Origin of the sequence: Geomicrobium sp. JCM 19037 (assembly GCF_000698105.1) — a bacterium.
Classification (GTDB): domain Bacteria; phylum Bacillota; class Bacilli; order Bacillales; family Marinococcaceae; genus Geomicrobium_A.
In genome coordinates this window covers 13,484-32,790 of the sequence record NZ_BAWZ01000047.1, presented here as the reverse complement: position 1 = coordinate 32,790, position 19,307 = coordinate 13,484, and the positions used below count along the sequence as shown (strand labels likewise).

At 44.3% G+C, this 19,307-nt stretch carries 25 protein-coding genes, 2 pseudogenes and 1 riboswitch; of the genes and pseudogenes, 10 read left to right on the top strand and 17 right to left on the bottom strand.

Annotation, left to right across the window (positions count from 1 at the left end; all coding sequences use genetic code 11):
- Positions 1-164: 164 nt before the first annotated feature.
- A complete protein-coding gene (locus tag JCM19037_RS19755) occupies positions 165-791 on the bottom strand; it encodes a hypothetical protein (protein WP_238544827.1) in 627 nt (208 codons plus the stop codon).
- Between the two features lie 262 nt (positions 792-1,053).
- Positions 1,054-1,464 carry an HXXEE domain-containing protein gene (locus JCM19037_RS19750; protein WP_042404005.1) on the bottom strand — a complete coding sequence of 137 codons (411 nt, stop codon included), beginning with the start codon at positions 1,462-1,464 and terminating at the stop codon, positions 1,054-1,056.
- Positions 1,465-1,621: 157 nt separating this feature from the next.
- Here JCM19037_RS19750 and JCM19037_RS19745 point away from each other — a divergent pair, with 157 nt between their 5' ends.
- A complete protein-coding gene (locus JCM19037_RS19745; RefSeq protein WP_042404002.1) occupies positions 1,622-2,614 on the top strand; it encodes an alpha/beta fold hydrolase in 993 nt (330 codons plus the stop codon).
- On the opposite strand, the gene JCM19037_RS24685 is transcribed toward JCM19037_RS19745, so the two are convergent.
- Complete coding sequence (locus JCM19037_RS24685) at positions 2,568-2,858, bottom strand: hypothetical protein (RefSeq protein ID WP_152549158.1); 291 nt, start codon at positions 2,856-2,858, stop codon at positions 2,568-2,570. The two genes, JCM19037_RS19745 and JCM19037_RS24685, sit on opposite strands and share 47 nt — an antisense overlap.
- Before the next feature lie 331 nt (positions 2,859-3,189).
- Between JCM19037_RS24685 and JCM19037_RS19735 the strand changes: the two genes are divergently transcribed.
- Positions 3,190-3,417, top strand: a complete 228-nt coding sequence (locus JCM19037_RS19735; RefSeq protein ID WP_042403999.1) for a hypothetical protein — start codon at positions 3,190-3,192, stop codon at positions 3,415-3,417.
- 38 nt (positions 3,418-3,455) lie between these two features.
- Here JCM19037_RS19735 and JCM19037_RS19730 read toward each other — a convergent pair whose 3' ends face one another.
- From JCM19037_RS19730 to JCM19037_RS19715, 5 genes are all read right to left on the bottom strand, one after another.
- Positions 3,456-4,445 carry a phosphotransferase gene (locus JCM19037_RS19730; RefSeq protein WP_042403996.1) on the bottom strand — a complete coding sequence of 330 codons (990 nt, stop codon included), beginning with the start codon at positions 4,443-4,445 and terminating at the stop codon, positions 3,456-3,458.
- A 14-nt stretch (positions 4,446-4,459) separates the two neighbouring features.
- The gene (locus JCM19037_RS19725) at positions 4,460-4,735 is read right to left on the bottom strand and encodes a hypothetical protein (protein ID WP_042403994.1); all 276 of its coding nucleotides are present in this window, start codon (positions 4,733-4,735) and stop codon (positions 4,460-4,462) included.
- 135 nt (positions 4,736-4,870) lie between these two features.
- Complete coding sequence (locus JCM19037_RS28870) at positions 4,871-4,996, bottom strand: hypothetical protein (RefSeq protein WP_255357953.1); 126 nt, start codon at positions 4,994-4,996, stop codon at positions 4,871-4,873.
- A gap of 13 nt (positions 4,997-5,009) precedes the next feature.
- Positions 5,010-5,393, bottom strand: coding sequence for a DUF2178 domain-containing protein (locus tag JCM19037_RS19720; RefSeq protein ID WP_193744822.1), 384 nt, complete (start codon positions 5,391-5,393; stop codon positions 5,010-5,012).
- 8 nt (positions 5,394-5,401) lie between these two features.
- Positions 5,402-5,611 carry a helix-turn-helix transcriptional regulator gene (locus tag JCM19037_RS19715; protein WP_042403989.1) on the bottom strand — a complete coding sequence of 70 codons (210 nt, stop codon included), beginning with the start codon at positions 5,609-5,611 and terminating at the stop codon, positions 5,402-5,404.
- A 155-nt stretch (positions 5,612-5,766) separates the two neighbouring features.
- Here JCM19037_RS19715 and JCM19037_RS19710 point away from each other — a divergent pair, with 155 nt between their 5' ends.
- The 4 genes from JCM19037_RS19710 (at position 5,767) to JCM19037_RS25290 (ending at position 7,982) form a co-directional block, all read left to right on the top strand.
- Positions 5,767-6,294 (top strand): TetR/AcrR family transcriptional regulator, encoded by a 528-nt coding sequence (locus JCM19037_RS19710; RefSeq protein ID WP_042403985.1) that lies wholly within the window; start codon positions 5,767-5,769, stop codon positions 6,292-6,294.
- Positions 6,295-6,358: 64 nt separating this feature from the next.
- Positions 6,359-7,264 carry an MFS transporter gene (locus tag JCM19037_RS19705; RefSeq protein ID WP_052364117.1) on the top strand — a complete coding sequence of 302 codons (906 nt, stop codon included), beginning with the start codon at positions 6,359-6,361 and terminating at the stop codon, positions 7,262-7,264.
- Positions 7,261-7,479, top strand: a complete 219-nt coding sequence (locus JCM19037_RS27850; protein WP_052364116.1) for a hypothetical protein — start codon at positions 7,261-7,263, stop codon at positions 7,477-7,479. The genes JCM19037_RS19705 and JCM19037_RS27850 overlap by 4 nt, the downstream gene beginning before the upstream one ends.
- 230 nt (positions 7,480-7,709) lie before the next feature.
- Entirely contained in the window at positions 7,710-7,982 is a 273-nt protein-coding gene (locus JCM19037_RS25290; protein WP_152549157.1) for a hypothetical protein, read from the top strand.
- Positions 7,983-8,262: 280 nt separating this feature from the next.
- Here JCM19037_RS25290 and JCM19037_RS27845 read toward each other — a convergent pair whose 3' ends face one another.
- From JCM19037_RS27845 to JCM19037_RS19685, 5 genes are all read right to left on the bottom strand, one after another.
- Positions 8,263-8,742 (bottom strand): asparagine synthase C-terminal domain-containing protein, encoded by a 480-nt coding sequence (locus tag JCM19037_RS27845; protein ID WP_238544826.1) that lies wholly within the window; start codon positions 8,740-8,742, stop codon positions 8,263-8,265.
- An 83-nt stretch (positions 8,743-8,825) separates the two neighbouring features.
- A complete protein-coding gene (gene asnB, locus JCM19037_RS19700; protein ID WP_052364114.1) occupies positions 8,826-10,130 on the bottom strand; it encodes an asparagine synthase (glutamine-hydrolyzing) in 1,305 nt (434 codons plus the stop codon).
- A gap of 19 nt (positions 10,131-10,149) precedes the next feature.
- Entirely contained in the window at positions 10,150-10,557 is a 408-nt protein-coding gene (locus JCM19037_RS19695) for a hypothetical protein (RefSeq protein ID WP_042403983.1), read from the bottom strand.
- Positions 10,542-10,898 carry a hypothetical protein gene (locus JCM19037_RS19690; protein WP_042403981.1) on the bottom strand — a complete coding sequence of 119 codons (357 nt, stop codon included), beginning with the start codon at positions 10,896-10,898 and terminating at the stop codon, positions 10,542-10,544. The genes JCM19037_RS19695 and JCM19037_RS19690 overlap by 16 nt, the downstream gene beginning before the upstream one ends.
- A complete protein-coding gene (locus tag JCM19037_RS19685; RefSeq protein ID WP_042403979.1) occupies positions 10,891-11,436 on the bottom strand; it encodes an RNA polymerase sigma factor in 546 nt (181 codons plus the stop codon). Before JCM19037_RS19685 ends, JCM19037_RS19690 begins: the two co-directional genes overlap by 8 nt.
- 169 nt (positions 11,437-11,605) lie before the next feature.
- On the opposite strand from JCM19037_RS19685, the pseudogene JCM19037_RS19680 reads away from it, so the two are divergent.
- The 4 genes and pseudogenes from JCM19037_RS19680 to tenA all read left to right on the top strand — a co-directional run bounded on the left by JCM19037_RS19680 (position 11,606) and on the right by tenA (position 15,416).
- Positions 11,606-13,211, top strand: a pseudogene (locus JCM19037_RS19680) (gamma-glutamyltransferase family protein).
- Positions 13,212-13,294: 83 nt separating this feature from the next.
- A complete protein-coding gene (locus JCM19037_RS19675; protein ID WP_042403977.1) occupies positions 13,295-13,864 on the top strand; it encodes a chromate transporter in 570 nt (189 codons plus the stop codon).
- Positions 13,865-13,867: 3 nt separating this feature from the next.
- The gene (locus JCM19037_RS19670; protein ID WP_042403976.1) at positions 13,868-14,404 is read left to right on the top strand and encodes a chromate transporter; all 537 of its coding nucleotides are present in this window, start codon (positions 13,868-13,870) and stop codon (positions 14,402-14,404) included.
- Positions 14,405-14,543: 139 nt separating this feature from the next.
- Positions 14,544-14,645, top strand: a riboswitch (TPP riboswitch).
- 101 nt (positions 14,646-14,746) lie between these two features.
- A pseudogene (gene tenA, locus JCM19037_RS19665) lies at positions 14,747-15,416 on the top strand (thiaminase II).
- A 286-nt stretch (positions 15,417-15,702) separates the two neighbouring features.
- Here the strand turns inward: tenA and JCM19037_RS19660 are convergent.
- From JCM19037_RS19660 to JCM19037_RS19645, 4 genes are all read right to left on the bottom strand, one after another.
- Entirely contained in the window at positions 15,703-16,554 is an 852-nt protein-coding gene (locus JCM19037_RS19660) for a DUF4349 domain-containing protein (protein ID WP_042403974.1), read from the bottom strand.
- Positions 16,555-16,669: 115 nt separating this feature from the next.
- Positions 16,670-17,824, bottom strand: coding sequence for a sorbosone dehydrogenase family protein (locus JCM19037_RS19655; RefSeq protein ID WP_052364113.1), 1,155 nt, complete (start codon positions 17,822-17,824; stop codon positions 16,670-16,672).
- Positions 17,825-17,909: 85 nt separating this feature from the next.
- Positions 17,910-18,851, bottom strand: coding sequence for an MBL fold metallo-hydrolase (locus JCM19037_RS19650; RefSeq protein WP_042403971.1), 942 nt, complete (start codon positions 18,849-18,851; stop codon positions 17,910-17,912).
- A 93-nt stretch (positions 18,852-18,944) separates the two neighbouring features.
- Positions 18,945-19,307, bottom strand: coding sequence for a DUF779 domain-containing protein (locus JCM19037_RS19645; protein ID WP_042403969.1), 363 nt, complete (start codon positions 19,305-19,307; stop codon positions 18,945-18,947).

The following is a 19,307-nucleotide window of genomic DNA, read 5'->3' as shown; positions in this document are numbered from 1 at the left end:
GCACGACTTTTTATCGTTCGGCAAACGTTTTTCGTGTTGCCCCAACCCTTGCAGTGACGAAAAAGATCGGCAACGAAGTTGTCGAATTGCAACGAGATGAATTTCAACAGACAATATGCAAGCACTCACCCAGAAAGATCCATCTCGGTCATCCGAAAAGACCATCAATCACTCTCCCAACCACTTGTTTCCATATCAATGAGCCAGTGACTACGCAGCATAAGCGCTCGCTCAAATCCAGCCAGTGCACCTGCCCCAAAGATCACAGCATTCACTGGTATTGACAACGTGATTGGAGATGTGAAGGTGCCTACATTCTCTGTCACCCACGGGACATCACTTATCGTTTCAATTAACTGCGGGATGCTTAAGGCAAGTGAAACCAATAGAACAATTGCTGCAAGACCGCCAATCACTCTACTAAACAATGGGAATTGCTTGTGCACCCACATTCGTAAACCTCGAATGGAACGTCGGTCCGGATAAACCGAAAAGGATTCATCTTTCTCCGTTGCGTAATGTATCCGATTAATCCCGTAGCCCCCACTACTAATTTCCAAAACTCCATTTTCTATAGGAAAAACGGCTGGCAGTTTTGAATACGCTACATGTTTTCCTTCACGGTATAAATCAACTTTAGGCTCGTCAGCGAAGTAGCTTGATTTTATCGCATACATCGTTTTTCTATTCTCTTTGTTCTTAATAACGATATGAAACAAGGAATGTGTGAATACGTGCCAAAATTGATACTTCTTTAATGAATGACCGTCTCCCTTCTTCACTCTTTTCATCGTCCTCTGTCGCTTCCTTCTTCGCATAAATCGGAACACCGACGCTCACCCTCACTTTCTTCCTTTTGAATAAGTGAAGCAATCACCAAATCTCATTCTTACATAGAAGTTTGTACGTATATGCCTTTAATTTAGACACAAATACCCTTCGATTAACACCCAAATACGTGTCACTGTCATGAATAGAGAGAAACGGGTCGCGACGGGTCTATAGAATCCAACACTTGCGCGTAGTGATTGACATGCTCTTTACTCAAATTGCTCACGCAATATATATGAGCAAATAAAGCGTATAAGGGATCAAAAGCCCAATCGTCGTAAACAACCCAGGCGTGTACGCTCTCAAAATGATGGTTTGCACGACATGAACGACATGATGAAGGAGTGCGAGAATTAAGAAGCCAATATACAATCCATCAACCCATCCATTACCGGCAAAGAATACTTTAATTAGCGTGATCCCTGTTGTTGTTAACAAAATGAATACATCTCTTTTTGCAAAGTCGTGGGAATTGATGTTCCAAAACTTCCATATGTATTGTTTGAGACGTGTATTCGCCAAATGCTTCGTGTGTGCTCCCCATTTTTCAACCGTAATGATCTCTTCAAAATCATGGAACATGAACAAAATAACAAAAAGCCATACGAGCGTTACACCGAGCGTATCTTCCATGTGGACTTCTTCCCTTTCCCAACATACGTCTTTTACGCATCAGTTTGACATTTTGTTTCATCTACAACAAAAATATCATGTTGCACTTGAACATCACGTAACGTGATGTTCTACGCTGGATAAAGAACGTCACTAAACATGAGAAAGGTGCAATATAATGAAACGTTTTTTAAAGGTTCTATCCGTGTTTGCAATATTACTAGTGGTTGCTGTGTTAGCGATTTTCGGGATGCGTGTTTACAACCACGCTACGTATCAATGGGAGGAAGATGAGGTTGTTCATCTTCATGATTACGAAGCCTATCCGGATACTTTCTCTGACGGACAGATTACTCACTTCGAAGAAGGTGTGGCAAATGGATTCCACCTTCAGCCAGACGAACCAATCGACGCTCCACCAGTTGTTCTATTTGGGGGCTCTGAAGGCAGCAGCAATTTCGAAGAAGCTGTTAGGCTTGCAAAAGAGGGCTACGAGACGTATGCGCTATTCTTTTTCGGAGCCTCTAATCAGCCGGAAACGCTTAATCGTGTTCCGCTAGAATTTTTCTCAGATTTCCTCAAAACTTTTGATTTGGAGGAAACAGCTGTCACAGTCATTGGCTATTCAAAAGGAGCAGAGCTCGCACTGAACTTAACGAACTACTATCCAACAATTGAACAGCTCGTCTTATATACACCGAGTGAGTATACGTATATGGGGTTGGAATTTAGTGCCGACACTGGGTCTTCTTGGACGTGGGAAGGTGAAGAGTTACCGTATATCAACTTTGATGGTGTGGATGGATTTACGATGTTTACGACGATGTTTGATATGCTCATCGCCAGTCCGATTGCGTATCGTGACACTTATGAAAGTGCCGTAGAAAATGCGAATAACCGGGAAACCGCACGTATTAACACGTCAAACTTCGACGGTCGAGCACTTCTTTTTGCCGGTGAAAAAGATGAGATGTGGCAAGGCGACACAGCCGCTCGGCAGATTGGCGAGGCGCTTGGTAACCAAGCCGAGGTTGTTCTTTACCGAGAAGCCGGCCATTCATTTGGCATGTCCCCTTACTATGCGGGTATGGCACTCGGCGGAACCACCCAAGCAAACGTTGAAGCTAAACGAGATAGTGATGAACTGTTGTTCGATTTCCTCGCCGAGTAATCGCTCTCGATATTCGATCAATGATTTTTATAGAAAAATAAAAAGCTAATCCTGCCATACTTGCAAAGAAAACGTCTCCTAACCCTAAACCTAGCTCCAAATATCGATCACGGTTTATCGCAGAATTCACAACACCAATGAACACAAATGCTACGACACCCGCAGCCATGTAATACACCCATTGAAAGCCAAATCGGATACGCTCAATCAAAAAAGCTGCGGGAATGGCTAGGGAGATATACATCGGCCAAGCAAATATAAAATAAATAATAGCGTAGGCGTTGAAGATCGCTGAAAACGATAGTGACTGTACACCTTGATGAAAAAGATTGTACGCAAAAAGAACAAAACATAAGTAAAAATGGAGAAAGAAACGCAGCAAGCAACTTCTTTCCGATGCTTTTTAGTATAGTCATGTAGTATCCCCCCCTCTGATCTCTCATTGTAACAAGGTGGAGGAAGGTTGTACGTCATTCCGTGGTATAATTTTCTTTAATTGGAATTTTAATCATCAGAGTGCGTTTATCAAAAATTGGATGTAGCGCTATTTACAACATCTATATGAGGTGAATACGATGAGCTTCCTGCTCGACCGCTTCCTACCGATCGCTGCGTTCTCTTTATTCTTGGCCGCGATGATGACCCGTTCGTCCCCACTATTTATTGTTGCGCTCTGCGGCATCGTGTTTGCGGTTACTCGGAGAGTTCTAATGTTGAGTCGTAACAACGAGCATAAGAAGATTCCCCTAGTCGTCGGTATCTCGATTCTCATCATTATGACGTTTGCACCGTTGTTTTGGTAGAACTCAAAATGAGGATGCTTCCCACTTCGGGACTTCCTCTACTTTTTTGTTAGCCTCGGCAAAAGCTTTTTTTCAAAATCGATCATTTCTCCACGCTTCACTTCAAATGGCAGCATACTTGTTTCATCAAGCAAGTAGTTTAAGAAAAAGTAGCCAAAGTACGATGCCCGGAGCGTCGGATCATAGTTCAAGTTAAACACCCGAAACACCCTTGCAAAATAATCATCATACTCCCCATGCAAATAAGCAATCACACTAGAATCATCGTTATTCACATCAAATTCATTCCACATAAACTTAAAGAAATCATAGAAAAATACGTACTGCCCTGACGTATCATAGTCGATGTACCACACTTCTTTCTCCCCGGATTGGTCTTCGGTTATTAATAGATTATCCGTCCACAAGTCCCCGTGCAACGGGATATACGAGAAGTTTACGTCAAACAATGACTCATCAATCAACGCAATAATATGCTGAAAGATCGGGCGGTGCACTCGATTCTCACTACGCTCAAGCAACTCATTCATCGTTTGTTTTGTTAAACGTGTATCACCTTTTATTGATGTAAAGTAATCTGCATAATCAGTAAAAATGGTGTTTAAAATGGCTTTTTTGTGTGACTGAGCACGTAAAGTCGGTTCAATGTACGGCTCAACGATCGTTTTTTCTTCTTCATTACGGGCGATGATCGGTGGTGTGCGAAAATACTGAGAAAAATGAGCCGTATTCGCTAATTTTCTATCGTACGTGTCCCGACTGCAACTCACAGTTAGCACCTCATCGGCAGAAAATAGCTTACAATCACCGTTGCTTGAGAACCAAAGGATCGAGCCTAGAAATTGCTTTTCGCCTTCACCCGTTATTTCTAACGATTCGTTCACCGTGGTCATTTTTGCTGAAACGACGGGATGATGACGTCGCTCATCCTTGTAAATCATTCTCTTTTCATCACCAAAATAATAGGTGCCATCTTCTAAGTATTTATGGAGCGCAAATGCTCTCCTCTGTTTCCATTCCTCACTCACATTGCAACCCTCCTTTACATACCGTTACTCTTTATATCTATTGTATTCAAAAATAAAACCAATAACAGTACGATCGTTATAGGCCCTCGACTATGAATAAGCTTTTTCAGTTTAAAAATTTGGTCAAGATTTGTGATCAACAATACAACCGCAGAAACAGCCTTTAGAAATATCATGTATCCAGGGATGTGCAAGATATTCATTGCACCTAGCAAAGCCGTGACACCAAGAGCTAATCCTGTAAGGGCTGTAATGACAACGAGTAACAAATTATTCTGTTTATTTTTCATATCATTTCCTCTATAAAGACTAAATACCCTTTCCCCACCCTTTGAAACGCTAATTTTGTAACTTCATGAAACTAATTACCCGCCTGACAATGTATAATGAAACTAATATATCAATTGTTTTGAATGATCAGTTTTTTACTGTTGCACGAACTGCATAACAGCCATATACGCTATTCTCGCTAAGAGAAAGATGACTACCGCGACACTCGTTACAGCGATTTTTACTTTTTCAATAAGCCACAAACTTCGCCTATACATCATCGTCCTCCATCCATTAATACCTCTTTGACAAAACGACAAATGAAAGAAATACGACGCTAATCATGGTCGCTGTAATGATTCCGACGGTTTGCATGCCATTAAAATGAATAACGTCTGCCATGAATAGCGTCATTAATATGATAAAAACCCCCATCATAATAAGAAACGTAAAGAGCATGCCTCTTTCTCTTATTTTCTGTGTGCGTTCGTCGTTCACTTTAAATTGTGGGTACAAATACGCTAGTGAAAAACACATCGTCGCCACGCCAAATTGGATAAACTCAGTCCCTTGTAAACCTGTGCTACTTTGCGTTCCAGCATAGACGAGTAACAAGGCATATCCTAAAAATATGACACCCGAAACGATTAAAAGGATTCGAACTCCAACATTTCTCATGACTATCATCATTCCTCCTGATCTACTTCTTCAAAAATAAATACGTTTTCAATGGATGTATCAAATGAACGAGCGATATGAAACGCTAACGGTAACGAGGGGTTATATGTTCCCTTCTCGATTGATATAATCGTTTGGCGTGACACACTTAGCTGTTTGGCCATTGCTTCTTGCGACCACCCATATAGTTTCCTTAATTCTTTCATTCGATTTTTCATCTCAAATAACCCTTTCGTGTTCTATTCACACGATTAAGTAAAGCTCACTTTACCGTAAAGTGTGTTTTACAAAAATATCATTTATTGATTTTCTCCACCGTTTGTTTTATTATAAATAGAGTGATCGATATATATACATAAGGGGAGTGTATACAGTGAGCAAAAAACGTGAACAACTGCTTCAACAGTCTGAGCAGCTTTTTAGCAATCAAGGTTTTCATGCTGTTGGTTTAAAACAGCTCATTAAGGAAGCGGACGTTTCTTTAATGACGTTATATAATCATTTTGATTCGAAAGAAAGCCTGATTTTAGAAATTTTAAAACGGCGAGAAAAAAGGTATTTTGAGTCACTTAATACGGCAAGTCGGAGCGATGACTTGTCCATTCCGCATGCTTTCACAGAAGCTCATCTCAAGTGGACACGTGCAAATAAAGCGAATGGCTGCATGTTTCTAAGAGCAAAAGAGGAATACAACTCGATCAATGATGAGGTTGTTGCATTTGTAGAACAGCACAAAACTCACCTGTTTCAACTGTTTCATGAACACGGATTAACGAAACAAGAAGCGCTACGATTAGTGCTGTTATTTGAAGGAGCTACCAGCTCAGCAGAAGTGTTTGCGCTCAGCGAAGTTGCCGAAGAGTTGCGGTATTCGGTCCAAGCGTTGTTCCCAAATTCATAGGGAATACGCTTTTATTTTCACTTTAAATTATAGTGATCGATCTATATAATAAGGAGTCTTTTTCATGTGGAAAATTGTTGTGCCCGGTCTTGCCATGATTGCCGTTACTTATGCTTTTGCACGTCTTAGCTTCGGAATGTTTCTTCCGGACATCTCTAACACACTCGGTTTGGATGCGAGTGACGGCGGATTAGTCGGTTCGATTGGTTATATATCCTACTCAATCGCTTTATTCTTTTCATCGTTTGCGATCCATCGTTTTGGTTTTAAGCGAGTTAACCAGATTGCGGGGCTAACCGCCGTAGTTGGACTGGTCGGTATGGCCACAGCTACCTCACTGTTGCACCTTGGCGCAGGTGTATTTATTGCCGGTTTAGGTAGCGGTCTTGCATCACCGGCGCTTAGTCAAATGGCTTATCAAACATTCACCCGCACACGAGTGGACCAAGCAAATACGTGGATCAATAGTGGCACGAGTTTCGGTATTATCCTCACAGGCCCTGTTGTGCTGATGTTCACAGAACATTGGCGACTATCGTTTTTCATGTTTGCCATCGTCGCATTTGCCGTGACCTTATGGAACAAACGTATCATTCCTAATGCTTATGAGAATCGGCATGTTGACGAACCAAACATAGATTGGACGTCCACGCTGCGAAACGGTTGGTCACTGATCACTGCGTCGGTCATCGTCGGCTTCAGCTCATCCATCTATTGGACGTTTTCGCGAAGTTTTGTTACAGAGCAATACAACATGACCGCAAATGAAAGTGTTCTCTTTTGGATCGTCGTAGGCGCAGCGGGTGTACTCGGAGGGGTGGCTGGAGGTTTGATACAAAGAATCGGACTCGGTTTATCGTATCGGATGATTTTAGTGACGTTGTTAAGTTCCGTCGCAATGTTAACGGTTCACACTCCGTTCGCCATCTACACTTCACCAGCCTTTTCGGTGGAGCATATATCTTCTTGACTGGCTTACTCATCGTTTGGGCAACGAGAACCTTTGTCCATTTGCCAGCGCTAGGTGTGAGCATGTCCTTTTTAGCTTTAGGAATCGGCCAATCTTTAGGATCTTTTATCGCCGGTATGGTCATAGACATCAGCTCCTATCCATTTGCCTTTATCTTGTTCGCATGTGTGGGCGTCATTGGTTTAATCATCCCGGTGAAGGACACGAACGACTAGAGATGACAGGGCAACATCGGTGGTCAAAAGACGCCCACCGTGTTTTCTATATACTCCAGAGCACAAGGCGACACGGTTCACGTTTCTGCTACGTGCCAAGCTGTATGGAAAGAAGTCCAAATGCCCCATATATTCATTTTTGTGACACTTGAGAAAGAAAAATCATCATTTTAAACGTGGATGCGCACATAAACGAAGTCAACGGTCACAAATCACGATATATGTGACCGTTGAGGACCGAAAGTGCACGGTTTAAAGGCTGGATTGTCACATACGTGTCAGGAGATCACACGCTTGCACGAGATGGTGACCATCGGTCACGTCTTTTTACCTTTCGGCATACGTTTTCCGTGTTGCCTGCAACCCTTGCAGTGACGAACAACGATCGACATCGAAGTGAGATGAACTTCACCAGTCGATCGGTAGACATTCACCTGCAAACAGCGATCTCGATCATCGGATCCAATGAATTTCTTTCGTTAAACTTATATAGATCGCTTTGAACACCGCAGTTTACCTGATCGTCGACACTTTTTGAACGTTCGCTTCTACACTGAACTTCAACTTTGTTTATTTATAACCAAACTCAAGAGCTGGCAACCAAAGGTGCCGATGGTAAACCGAACGACCCTGTGCTGACATGTTGTTGGCTTTTCTGATTGAAAGGAGCAGTACAACCTGAAGAACAAGTGGAACTCTTCATTTCGTCCTGTACAGATCATTGAAAAAAGCTATCCCTATTCGTCACGAACGAACGGGGATAGCTAACGGTTCTAAAAGGTTTTAAACGAACTGCTCCACAGATACATCAGACTGTCTGACGCCGATGTTCTGCTCATACCAAACGGCAAACACGTACAATACCCAGATTTTTCGGCTATGGTCGGCAAGGCTTGCTTGATGTTCCTCGACGAGCTGTTTGGCATAGGTGAGGTTCACGTAGTCGCCAACACCCGCTCGGTAAATTCTTTCAAGGCATTGCTCTCCACGCGACCCGCGTAACCAATCACGCAACGGGACGGGAAAGCCGAGTTTCGGGCGATGGAGTACATGGTCGGGCACAAGATCGGCAAACGCTTCTCGAAGTAATGCTTTCGTCGTCTGTTTTGTAACGAGCAACTCCGTCGGAATGGTTTTTGCCACATCGTACACCTCTTTATCCAAAAACGGCACCCGAAGTTCAAGGCTATGTGCCATTGACATCCGGTCTGCTTTCGCTAATATATCGCCAGGGAGCCAGAAGTTTTGATCGATATACTGCATTTGTCTAACAGGATTGAGATGCGTGACTTGTTCATAGTATGGAGCGAGTAAATCCTCGATCTTATGGTGAAACAAACGTTTGTTTAAGATGATTCTTTATCATCGGTAAAAATTTTTGCATTTCCTACGAAGCGCTGTTCAATGGGTGTCATCGCCCGCGTAAGATAGTTTTTTCCATAGAATGCAGGTAAATGGCTTAACACCTTCTGAACGGATCGTTTCATTACTCCGGGTAACCAATCCACTTTGGAAAGTGCCGTCGGCTCTTGATAAATGCGGTAACCGGCAAACAGCTCGTCCGCTCCTTCACCAGACAGAACGACGGTTACTTCCCGACTCGCCATTTCACATAATGCATAAAGAGGTACAGCAGAAGGATCGGCAACAGGCTCGTCCAACTTTTGAATTACTTCTTCTGCTAACTGGAAAAATTCCTCTTCACCGATGATTCGCTCATGATGATGCGTGCCGAGCATTTTTGCCGTCTTTCTAGCAACTACACATTCATTCTGCTCACCTTCAAAGCCGACAGAAAACGTATGAAGAGGCCCTAATTCTCGCATAAGCGCCGTAATGATGGTGGAATCAATGCCACTGGATAAAAAGCTGCCAATCGGAACATCACTTTGCATGTGTAGACTGACGGATGACTCCATCACTGTCCGAATCCGTTCTTTCCATTGTTCAGAAGTGTATGAGGCCGTTTCCTTTTGTGTACACGGTTGCCAGTAACTCTCAATGCTCACTGATCCATCTCGTTGGACGTGCATTAAGTGCCCGGGTTTTAACGAATTGATACCCGTTGCCATCGTTTCAACTCCCGGAACATATTGAAGTGTAAGGTAGTGAGACAAACTTTTATGATTCACTTGGACGTCACTCTCCATAACTGTCGCTAAACTACTCGCTTCAGATGAAAATAACATCCGCTCCCCGTCACGTGTGTAGAGAAGAGGCTTGATGCCAAACGCGTCTCTTCCAGCGACAAGTACTTCGTTTTCGTCATCCCACAAAAGAAAAGCGAACATCCCCCGCAGTTCTTTAACGAAGTCACTTCCATACTCTTCATATAAATGTACGATCACTTCCGCATCACCATTCGTGGCGAACTGGTGACCTTTCGCTTCCAAGTCCAACCGTAACGATCGATAGTTGTATATTTCGCCGTTACAAACGAGGCGCAATGTGCCATCTTCATTTTTGAGTGGCTGTATCGCTCCTTCTGTATCAATAATGGCAAGACGGCGAAATCCAAACCCGACGGGTTGTTTTACCCACACCTGGTCATCATCCGGCCCCCGGTGATGCATCCTTTCATTCATCGCATAAAGATCTTTTACATTGATCGCCTCATTTTGAAAAGAGATCATCCCGTTAATTCCGCACACTTCGCTTGTCCCCTTTACACTAATTTGGCACGGTTGCTTCCTTCCATTCCCAACTATCGACCAGTTGTTCTTCGATGTGTAATCTTCCCTCTATTGCTTCGATCGTTTCTGCAATGGATGTGATCGCAATCGTATACTCGTCATAGTCAATCAAGTAAGCATACCCTCGCTCAAAATCTTGGTAATCAATCACAGTTCCTCCGAGATTTTCAAAAGGATTATCTGAATAGCTTTCTACAGGTGTATCAATTTCATTCGCATAAGCATCAAAATTATCGGTATCGTCTCCATCAAAAATTTGAATATGGATCGGGTCCGCACGAATTTCTTCGCCGTCCTGAACGTCAGTATCAATCGATTCAGGTAGATAAAACGAGAAAGGTAAGTCTTCATCATCAACAAGCTTTTGCCTTACATCTGATGGCATCCCTTCTTGTTCAATCGTAATTTCTCGTTCATCTGGCGCTCAGAAAGACCGTAATTTGCAGGTATTTCCGCAGGGGGACGCTCGACTGGAAGTTGTGTTGATGAATACTCGGGACGAACAGACTCCGGAACAACAGTAACGAGCGTAAATACGAGTGCTCCAATAAGGACCGTTCCACCACCAAGACCAAAGATCATCTGCTTCCTTCGTCGTTTAGGCGCGTGGGATCGCTGTCTTTTGCGCGCATCGCTAATCCCTTCCAACGCACTTGCATACGTTTTTGTTTTCAACGATTCTGGCGCCCCAATCCGCTGCTTAATCGATACATCCCAATTACGCATTACGATCGCTCCCCCTTTCTGCCATCCGCTTTCGCAATGCTTTACGTGCTCGGTGCTGTAAAGCCTTCACAGATAAACTTGATTTGTTAATGACGGCTGCTGTTTCTTTAATAGTCAGTTCTTCAATATAACGACAGTGAATCACCGTCTGTTGATCGATCGAGAGCTCTCGCATACACATGACCAATTCATCGAATTCACTTTTTTCAACAATCGCTTTCTCAATGGAATACTCCTCTGTAGAGGCGACTTCCAATAAAGCTTCCGATTTATTGTTTTTATTTTTTTTGTAATAATCAATCACGCAATGACGACTAATCTTAAACAACCACGTCTTAAAGCTGCTATCGCCACGAAACGTATGCAAGGCACGAGCCATTTTCAAAAACACATCTTGTGTAATTTCCTCTGCATCATGATAATTGTTGGCACTCATGTACGCATACTGAAAGATATGATCAACATAACGATCATGCAATGTTTTTAGTGCGCCATCATCCCCATCAAGAGCCGCTTCAACGCAATGAAAATCATCCATAGCCTTCACCTCAAATTGCCTTCTCATAAGTAATAGACTGTTCATAACACTAAAGAGATACGGGTAAGGTTAAAATTTTTTCAATCAGTCTGAGACCTTCTCTGAAGTACAAATGTGATAAAATACAGATTAGCATGTATATTGCTTCAATAATGGTGAGGTGGAACGTATGATGAAGTTTGATCCAATGTATTATCCATATCATTCCAGAAGAAGTTCTGTCTATAGTCAAAAAGGAATGGTCGGCACGTCGCAACCTTTAGCGGCTGAGGCTGGCATGGAGATGATTCGAAAAGGGGGAAATGCTGTTGATGCAGCGATTGCAACGGCAGCTGCACTCACGGTCGTTGAACCGACGTCCAACGGGATTGGCGGCGATTCTTTCGCCATAGTGTGGATGGATGGGAATATGTACGGAATGAATAGCAGCGGCCGGGCACCTGAAGCCATTTCCATTGAGCGCGTGAAAGATCGTGGACATACAGAGATGCCTCAAAAAGGCTTATTCCCGTCACTGTTCCCGGTGCACCGAGCGGGTGGGTTGCACTGTCCGAGCGGTTTGGGAAACTTTCTTTAGAAGAAGTTCTTGCCCCAGCCATTTCGTATGCTGAAGGTGGCTTTCCTGTTAGCCCGGTCGTTTCTCATCACTGGAAACGTGCGGTGCGTTCCTACCCCGCTGACAATCCAGTGTTTCAACCGTGGCATGATACATTCACAAAAGACGGGCGCGCACCAGAACCAGGTGAGGTGTGGACATTGCCAGGACACGCCGAGACCCTTAGAAAGATTGCAAAAACGAATGGGAGAGCGTTTTACGAGGGCGAGCTTGCTGAAGCGATTGATGCGTTTTCTACGGCTCATGACGGGTTTATTCGTAAATCAGATTTGGAGAGTTTCCAAACGGACTGGGTAGATCCAATTTCTGTGAATTATAAAGGGTACGACGTTTGGGAGTTGCCGCCAAACGGGCAAGGCATCGTCCCACTCATTGCTATGAATATTCTAAACGGCTTTGACTTACCGGCAAAAGAAACCGCACAAACGTATCATACACACATTGAAGCACTCAAACTCGCTTTTGCTGATGGCTTTGAATATATTACTGACCCAGAACATATGAAAATCGACCCGTCGTTGTTGCTTACAGAGGAATATGCTGAAAAGAGACGGGCGTTGATCGGCCCAGAAGCGGCCGAACCCGCTGCAGGTGAACCCGCTCGTGGTGGCACGGTTTACATGACAGCGGCCGACGGCGATGGCAACATGGTTTCTATGATTCAAAGCAATTACGCAGGCTTTGGGTCAGGCGTTGTCATCCCAAATACAGGCATTAGCTTGCAAAACCGTGGATGGGAATTTAAGTTAGACCCAGACGCTGCCAACGCATTAAAAGGTGGGAAGCGGACGTACCACACGATCATTCCGGGATTCTTAACGAAAGGTCGCGTACCCGTTGGCCCATTTGGCGTTATGGTGGGTATATGATGCCGCAAGGTCATTTGCAAATTCTAACGAACAGCATCGATTATGGATTTCATCCGCAAGCAGCTCTAGATGCCGCTCGCTGGAAGTGGACTGGTGGAAAAACCGTAGAAGTCGAAGCGAGCTTTCCTACAGAGATTGCAAGACAGCTAGAAAGAAAAGGACATATTATTAAACCGACACTTGAAGGTGGCAGTTTCGGACGTGGCCAGATCATTTGGCGCGACCCAGACACCGGCGTGCTCGTAGGCGGTACAGAACCCCGCGCAGATAGCCATATTGCCATATGGTAAGATAAGCTTCTGCTAGGCCATACTCAACAACGAAGGCAAGGGACATCCCCTTGCTGTTCATCGTTAGAAAGGAAGCAATCCTCATGAATTTACAAATCCAATGGAAGATCTTCATCGCAATGGCACGGGCAAATGTCCTCGGATATGGTGGGGGACCCGCGACGATCCCACTCGTACATAAAGAAATCGTCGAAAAATATCGCTGGATGGACGATGAAGAATTTACAGAGGTGGTCGCGCTCGGAAACACACTACCAGGCCCAATCATTACTAAACTTTGTGGGTATGTCGGCTATAGAGTAGGCGGGATTGTCGGTATGATAAACGCCGTGTTAGCCACAGTCATGCCGACTGCCATCATTATGCTCATCCTTGTTGGTACACTGACAACATTTAGGGAAACACCGATCGTTCAAGGCATGACGAATGCAATTATGCCAATTGTAGGCGTGCTCTTGCTATCCCTAACATACAACTTTTTAAAACAATCCACACAGAAATCCGGATTCTTCCTGACCATAGTTTTGACGGTCATCAGTCTATTATTATTTGAATGGCTAAATTTGCATCCCGCAATTCTTATCGTTTCATTGATTGCGATTGCCTTCGCACAGAAACCGAAACCACAACCTGCTAGAAAAGAGGAGGCGTAATCAATGCTCACGGACTTATGGAACTTATTTCTTGCCTTTTTCATACCGGGCATCGTTGGTTACGGTGGCGGTCCAGCATCCATTCCACTCATTGAACATGAAGTTGTACATCGTTACGGTTGGATGAGTACTCAAGAGTTTGGCGAAGTTCTCGCGCTCGGAAACGCCATTCCAGGACCGATTGCCACAAAAATGGCCGCTTTTGTCGGTTGGGAAGTCGCTGGTGTTCCCGGCGTTCTCGTTACCCTGCTCGCAACGGTCGGTCCGTCGCTTGCGCTCATGATGCTTTTAATGAGTATCCTACTGAAATTTAAAGACCACCCCCGAGTGAAAAACATGACGAACTATATCCGTGCACCGATTGCGGTTCTCCTCGGCGTACTTACGTATCAGTTTTTCTTCATGTCTTGGGAAGGGAATGGGATGTGGCAAACGGTGCTCTTGGTCGGCGCTGCACTATTACTCCTAGAGAAATTTAAGGTTCACCCTGCGATCGTCATCGTAAGTTCGCTTCTGTATGGTGCGATTTTCTTATCATAAATAAAAATGGGTAATATGAACTATAATAAAGGTTGGTTTAATTGGTATTTTATGGTAAATAATCCCTCCTCAATTCGTTTTGATTTTCAGACTATTGTATGGTTTAATAGAAAGTGAGTAAGCCATTCTTGAATATATTTTTATTCACTAGGGGAGCCGGCACCGGCTGAGAGAAGCAATGTTTCGACCCTTTGAACCTGATCTGGATTATACCAGCGTAGGGAAGTGGAGCTTGTTTTAACCATGCTCTGTTTTCTATGCAGAGCTTTTTTTATTGCTCTCATAGAGAACCGAACGCCGGTGCCTCACTGTGAATCAAAACACTTATGGAGGGATTTTGTAATGTCATTTACTGAAGAATTACGTAAAGAATGTGCCCTGTTTTTGAAGCGATCTTTGAGCATCCGTTCGTGCAAGGCATTGGAAACGGCAACCTTCAACCCGGTCAACTGACCCATTATGTAAAACAAGACTTTGAATATTTGAATACGTTTATGCAAATTTACGGACTGGCGATCAGCCGCTCAGAACGAAGAGAAGATATGCAATTACTAAATGAACAAATTTCTTTCGTACTCAATGATGAAGTCCATCCGCACAACAATTTCTGTCAAGTTGCTGGTGTAAACTACGAAGACTTGCAGTATGAGCTCTCGCACCAACCGCTCATCACTATACTCGGCACATGTTGGATGTGGCTCACCGAGGGTCGTTTGGCGAAATGATTGCCGTCCTCCTTCCTTGTCCTTGGACGTATTACGAAATTGCGGTTCACTTGGACAAGACGAAACAGCCGGGTAAAAACCATCCTTTTTATGATTGGATCTCTTTTTATAAAGAAATGGGTGACAGCGTTACGATGGCCTTTCGTAATCGTCTTGATGAATACGCCAAGACCGCTACCGATGAAGAAAAAACAAGGATGCGTGATGCCTTTCTAAAGAGCTGTCAATTGGAATGGCAGTTCTGGCAAATGGCGTTTACCGAAGAAAAGTGGCCCGTACAAATATAATTGAGGAAAGCCAGAATGGGTAATGTACCCATTCTGGCTTTTTGCGAGCACTCAAATCCGACCGACTCATTCTACTCCGATTACGCAAGGGGGAAGGGACGCTTCTACGCGAGATTCTTGCGTTTTTGCGGCCGTTTCGGTGATGTGCACGTTTTCGACGCCGGTGTGCACATTTTCGACACCGATGTGCACGCTTTCGACAATGCGCCCCGCCGCAAATGAACCGCCCTTTACTTTGCCCCGTTCGTCTTATTATTTTTTCTCCAGTAAATAAAAATAGCAAGCCCTAATAGAAGTAAGGGGATGAGCACTGGAGACAGACCAATGACGAATACCACCACGCCTGAGACGATTGCATGAGCACGTTAATCGTGTCGGTAAACATATTCGACGCTTGCCCCCAGGTGTTTAAAGAGGTTTGATCGGTCAACGTTGACCCTGCGGTCTCGCGCACGTTAATATTCACCAATGCGTACGTCACTTGATGGTCTAAATAATTCATGCGACCTTGAATTGTTTCAATTTGCTCTTGCGTGTCCGCCAGATCATCCGAGATAGAAAGCAAGTCTTCTGTCGTATCTGCATCTTCCATAAACACGAGCAGCCGTTCTTCAACAGCTTCGTGCGACCGAAGTCTTGACTCTAGATCGACGTACTCTTCTGTCACGTCTTCACCTGTCGTCATTCGGTCGACGACTTGTAAACTAAGGGACTCTATCTGATCCAAAAAGGGTGTAAAGTTCTCTTCAGGCACGCGCACAGCAAACGTCCCGCTCATTTCACCGTCTCCTGCATCTTGGACAGACGACTCCACAACAAAGCCATTCATTTCTTCAATGGATTGCTGAATCTGGTCTTGAGCTTCTTGAAACCTTTCAACATCAATTGTGAGGTGACCATTATATACGATCATTCGCTCTGCCGTATCAATCGCTTCCACTTCCGCTTCATTTGCAGCCGAGTCGTCTAACGTTTCCCCCTCGTCCAACTCCACCTCCGACTCAGCATGATCTTGAGCAACATCTGCCCCGCTATCATTTCCTTCTTGAGAAAGATCTGCCGCTTCGTCATTTTGGTTATCACTACACGCAACAACAAAGGCGAAAAATAGAAAAACGAGCATGATTTTATAATTCATCTTTTGACCCCCTTCTCTTTCCTTCTTTGTCGTTGCCCACCATTATTTGTTTCAATTATTTGAAAATATGTAAAAAAACCTAATAGGGGAAAGCTCCCCTACCAGGTCTTTACGTTTACGCTTCAGGTCCTTCAAAACGAAGCAATCGGTCATCTTCATCGATTGGGTCGCCTCGTCCATCCGTATTGTTCGTAATCACATAAAACATGTTCTCGTTTTCGTCATATACGACATCACGCCAGCGTCCTTCTCCTTCAAGGATTGTATCTGTTGTGTTGTCGTCCACATCAAAGCGAATCAACTGTTCACCGGCAAGCGCAGCTACATAAAATGATTGCTCACCAACCATCGCAGCTCCTGACGGAGCCCACGTCTCTTCACCAGAGTTCATGACTGCCGTTTCCATACCTTCTTCGGTTTCATCACCAACAATTTCTGGCCACCCATAGTTGTTTCCAGGTTCAATGTGATTGATTTCGTCGTTCGCCGTAGGACCATGCTCTGTACTAAACAGTCGGTCATCATCTGTCCAATCCAACCCTTGTGGATTTCGATGACCGTAAGAATAGACGTAAGAGTCATCAAATGGATTATCTTCGGCTACCGTGCCATCGAGGTTCATTCGCAAAATTTTACCCGCTAAGCTGTCCGTGTCCTGGGAAAGCTCTGGATCTTCCGCATCACCTGTCGTTGCATACAAATACCCATCTGGTCCGATCGCGAGTCTACCGCCGTTGTGCGTCGTCGCTCCTGGAATGTCTTCTATCAAGACATCCGTTTCTTGCCATTCATCACCGTCACGTTCAATCTCAACAATCCGATTATAAATGCCATCAGTGGCTACATACGTATGATAGATGATCGCTGTATCTTCATCTTCTGGATGCAACACCATGCCATGAAGACCACCTTCACCTTCTTGGTGGACTTCCTCGTCTAGCGCAAGACTCATTGGCGTCGTTTCTCCGTCAGTAATTTCAATAATCTGGCCTTCTCGCTCAGTAACATATACTGTGCCGTCATCAACGAGTGTAATACCCCACGGGGCAGCTAAGTTTTCTGCTAATGTCTCATAGTCTCCAGCCATTTCATCTTCGTCAATGTCTTCATCATCTGCAGGCTCAGGTTCACCTTCAGTCGGATCATCTTCACCGAGTTCATCGGAACCGCCGTCTGTCGTCTCTTCGCTTTCTTCCTCTTGCGGTTCTTCTGGTGAACACGCACCTAACATTAGTACACTTGCACCGAAGATCATCGTATATTTCTTCAAGTTATGACGCCCCTTTTTTCTAGAAATCTATTCTTCTGTACCCCGTACAAAAGAATTTCAATCTAAAGATCAGGGCGATATTGGTTTACACTCGGTAATACTTCCAGCTGCCATTCTCTTCGTGACGAGCGATCTGCTGTTTGTCGCGCAAGTACTCAAGGTGGGCAAGTGTCTCACCGATAGCGAACCTTGTTTCGTGAACGGTGAGTACTTTAGGGAATAACTTCGCACAAACATCATGTACAACGACAGGCTCTTTCACATACTCATACACTCGTTCTAGCCGCTCATCATGATGAGCAGCAATTTCATCGATTCGCTCGTTGGCACCGTGAAACGGCTTCCCGTGTGATGGAACAACCAAATCTGCGTCTAGTTTCTTTATTTTTTCTAATGATGTGAGATAGTCTTTCAGCGGGTTATCTCGACCATGAAACCAATACGAAATATTCGGCGTAATTTTTGGTAGCAGATGATCAGTGGATAACAGCACATTTCGTTCACGATTGTACAAAACGATTAGGCCATCTGAATGACCCGGCGTAAAGATCGCCTCATACTCAAACCCACCGAGCACGAACCGCTGTCCTTCCACAATGTGATGATTGATCGTTGGCAAAGGGTTAATTCTTGGGATAAAAGAAGCGGTATTTTCTTTCATCTCTTGTGCATCGTGCTCTGGAATTCCTGCAAGCAAATAGTACGCATACATTTCATCAAGAAATTCCGGCGTCCATGCATTCAACCCAGCCTTAGCATCGGTCTCCGTCATCCACACTTGCGCCCCTGTTTTTTGTTGAAGCGCACCTGCGTATCCGAAGTGGTCGGGGTGATAGTGTGTAACAATGATATTGGTAATATCTTTCCCTTTCAGTAAAGGAGCCCAGGCGGCAACGGTTTCATCGTTATGAAGCCCTGCATCAATAATTGTCCACCCCTCTACTCCTTCTGCAAGAAATACATTCACATGGTTTAGTCGCAGCGGTAAATTCAATCGTAGCGATTGGATTCCTAATTCCTCCAACATCGGTTCTCTCTCCTCTCGTCTTTGGCAAGCGAGCGCTCGCTCACTATAGATTTATGATGGGAGGCACTCTCTTCTGAGAGCACCTCAGCTTAACTAATTGTTAGTTAAATGGGCTTGTTCTTCATCAGAAAACACCCGTGAACGGACGAGGAAGCGCTTTCCTTCAGGGTTTTCCAAAGAGAACATGCCACCTCTCCCTTTCACCACATCAATGATGAGCTGTGTATGTTTCCAGTATTCATATTGGTCTTTAGAAATATAAAACGGGGCATCTCCTAAATCCCCAAGGTAAATATCGTGTCTACCCGGATTAAATTCCTTTTGTGAGAAGCACATTGGAGAGCTGCCATCACAACAACCTCCCGATTGATGAAAAATGACAGGTCCGTGCTTGCTTTTCAAGTGGTTGATGAGGTCTAGCGTCACTTCTGTCGCTTTCACCTTCTCAACGTGCAC

Excerpts from the sequence above, each read along its gene's own strand:
- JCM19037_RS19755 (WP_238544827.1), bottom strand. The coding sequence starts at position 791 with ATGAAAAGAGTGAAGAAGGGAGACGGTCATTCATTAAAGAAGTATCAA.
- JCM19037_RS19750 (WP_042404005.1), bottom strand. The coding sequence starts at position 1,464 with ATGGAAGATACGCTCGGTGTAACGCTCGTATGGCTTTTTGTTATTTTG.
- JCM19037_RS19745 (WP_042404002.1), top strand. The coding sequence starts at position 1,622 with ATGAAACGTTTTTTAAAGGTTCTATCCGTGTTTGCAATATTACTAGTG.
- JCM19037_RS24685 (WP_152549158.1), bottom strand. The coding sequence starts at position 2,858 with ATGTATATCTCCCTAGCCATTCCCGCAGCTTTTTTGATTGAGCGTATC.
- JCM19037_RS19735 (WP_042403999.1), top strand. The coding sequence starts at position 3,190 with ATGAGCTTCCTGCTCGACCGCTTCCTACCGATCGCTGCGTTCTCTTTA.
- JCM19037_RS19725 (WP_042403994.1), bottom strand. The coding sequence starts at position 4,735 with ATGAAAAATAAACAGAATAATTTGTTACTCGTTGTCATTACAGCCCTT.
- JCM19037_RS28870 (WP_255357953.1), bottom strand. The coding sequence starts at position 4,996 with ATGATGTATAGGCGAAGTTTGTGGCTTATTGAAAAAGTAAAAATCGCT.
- JCM19037_RS19720 (WP_193744822.1), bottom strand. The coding sequence starts at position 5,393 with ATGAGAAATGTTGGAGTTCGAATCCTTTTAATCGTTTCGGGTGTCATA.
- JCM19037_RS19715 (WP_042403989.1), bottom strand. The coding sequence starts at position 5,611 with ATGAAAAATCGAATGAAAGAATTAAGGAAACTATATGGGTGGTCGCAA.
- JCM19037_RS19705 (WP_052364117.1), top strand. The coding sequence starts at position 6,359 with ATGTGGAAAATTGTTGTGCCCGGTCTTGCCATGATTGCCGTTACTTAT.
- JCM19037_RS27845 (WP_238544826.1), bottom strand. The coding sequence starts at position 8,742 with ATGCAGTATATCGATCAAAACTTCTGGCTCCCTGGCGATATATTAGCG.
- JCM19037_RS19695 (WP_042403983.1), bottom strand. The coding sequence starts at position 10,557 with ATGCCATCAGATGTAAGGCAAAAGCTTGTTGATGATGAAGACTTACCT.
- JCM19037_RS19690 (WP_042403981.1), bottom strand. The coding sequence starts at position 10,898 with ATGCGTAATTGGGATGTATCGATTAAGCAGCGGATTGGGGCGCCAGAA.
- JCM19037_RS19685 (WP_042403979.1), bottom strand. The coding sequence starts at position 11,436 with ATGGATGATTTTCATTGCGTTGAAGCGGCTCTTGATGGGGATGATGGC.
- JCM19037_RS19675 (WP_042403977.1), top strand. The coding sequence starts at position 13,295 with ATGAATTTACAAATCCAATGGAAGATCTTCATCGCAATGGCACGGGCA.
- JCM19037_RS19670 (WP_042403976.1), top strand. The coding sequence starts at position 13,868 with ATGCTCACGGACTTATGGAACTTATTTCTTGCCTTTTTCATACCGGGC.
- JCM19037_RS19660 (WP_042403974.1), bottom strand. The coding sequence starts at position 16,554 with ATGAATTATAAAATCATGCTCGTTTTTCTATTTTTCGCCTTTGTTGTT.
- JCM19037_RS19650 (WP_042403971.1), bottom strand. The coding sequence starts at position 18,851 with ATGTTGGAGGAATTAGGAATCCAATCGCTACGATTGAATTTACCGCTG.